The 1,849-nt window shown below is 64.9% G+C and carries 1 protein-coding gene; it reads right to left on the bottom strand.

The window, feature by feature from the left end:
- Positions 1-102: 102 nt before the first annotated feature.
- Positions 103-1,299, bottom strand: a complete 1,197-nt coding sequence (locus QZY48_RS33835; RefSeq protein WP_295439066.1) for an RtcB family protein — start codon at positions 1,297-1,299, stop codon at positions 103-105.
- Positions 1,300-1,849: the final 550 nt, after the last annotated feature.

Below are 1,849 nucleotides of genomic sequence, written 5' to 3' on the forward strand. Positions count from 1 at the left end.
ACGATTGTACTCGTTGTTTAACTTATTTCTGACTCGTTACGAAGGCGCTGATGAACACTTGGCTGACTGCTGACTACTGACTGCTGACCGCTCCTTCCCGCATCACCCCTTCACACACACCACCTGCTTGAGGGTATGCACCACCTCGACCAGGTCCGCCTGGTTCGCCATGACCTGGTCGATGTCCTTGTAGGCGCCTGGGATCTCGTCGATCACGCCCTTGTCCTTGCGGCAGATGACGCCTTGGGTCTGGGCCGCCAGGTCGGCGACGGTGAACTGGTGCTCGGCCGCGGTGCGGCTCATACGCCGTCCGGCGCCGTGGGCGCAGGAGCAGAAGCTGTCGGGGTTGCCCTTGCCGCGCACGATATAGCTGCGCGCCCCCATACTGCCGGGGATGATCCCCAGATCGTCCTCCCGCGCCCGGATGGCCCCCTTGCGGGTCACCCAGACGTTCTCGTTGAAGTGGTGCTCCCGCTCCACATAGTTGTGGTGACAGTTGATCACCGCCTGGGTCGTCTGGAAGGCCGGCAGGTGCCGGGCGAGTGCGGCGAGGACCAGCGTCATCATCTGGTCGCGGTTCTCCCGCGCATAGGACTGGGCCCACGAGACCGCAGCCACATAGTCGTCGAAGTGCTCGCTGCCCTCCGGGAAATAGGCGAGATCCCGGTCCGGCAGTTGGATGAACCAGCGCTCCATGTCGCGCCGCGCCAACTCGATGAAGTAATGACCGATGGCGTTGCCGATACCGCGGCTGCCCGAGTGCAGCATGACCCAGACCTGCCCCGACTCGTCCAGACAGACCTCGATGAAGTGGTTGCCCCCGCCGAGCGTGCCCATCTGGTTCACCCAGTTGGAGAAGCGCCCGAAGGCCTTGAGCAGTTGCGGGTGCTTCTGCGTCATCGCGGTCAGGGCGGCGTCGAAGGGCCGGGCCGACTCCGTCAGGGCGCGCTCGTCCTTATGCTGATTGCGCCCGACCGGTACATCGCGGCTGATCTGGTCGAAGACCTTCTTTAGCGAGTGCTCGTCGATCTGTTCAGCCGTGAGCGAGGTCCGCACCGCCGCCATGCCGCAGCCGATGTCCACCCCCACCGCGGCCGGAATGATCGCCTTGTGGGTCGCGATGACCGAGCCGATGGTGGCACCGATCCCGCCGTGCACATCGGGCATGGCGGCGACATGACGGTGGATGAAGGGCATCTTGGAGAGATTCACCAACTGCGAGCGCGCATAGGCGTCCAGTTCGTCGGTCCAGACCTTGACGGGCTTCTCGCCCTCGGTGATCACTTGCTTGATGGGCATGGTTGCCTCCCGTGGCCCTCGTTTGGTGTGCTTGGGTCTGCAAAACAGTCGGTCTGCGCGGGGCGAGGGCGCCGCAGCGTCCGATGATCATGGCTCGACGCTACAGCCGTCGAGTCGGCGTCGCGCGCCTGGCACCGGGCCCGGCGACTGGCGACTGGCGGCCCAGGATACCGGAGTGGGTTCGTCTGCCGGGGTTCCAACGGGGATAGTTGCACAGTCTCTCCAGCGGTGTCACCCATCAGCGGGGAGCCGTGCGCCCCGAGGCCCGCGGCCGGAACGACGGTCAAGGCCCGCAACGCAATACGTATCGAGACGTTCGCCCCCCAGTTGCAGGCGCTCACCGCACACCACGCCCGACCCCGTTCGCCGCGTGCAACCAGTTGCCGCGCCGATCCCTCGCCCCATCTGTTAGACTTTGCAGCGCAGCTGATCCCCATCGTTCACGTCCGAGTGATCGTCGGAGGCTATCCTGGCTCATCCTCCTTACCCTTGAAACCCAAGCTGCCATCAGCCACCGCTGGAGTCCAAGGCTTCAGCCTTGGCGCCCTCC

It is taken from the genome of uncultured Thiodictyon sp. (genome assembly GCF_903828115.1).
Taxonomy (GTDB): Bacteria; Pseudomonadota; Gammaproteobacteria; order Chromatiales; family Chromatiaceae; genus Thiodictyon.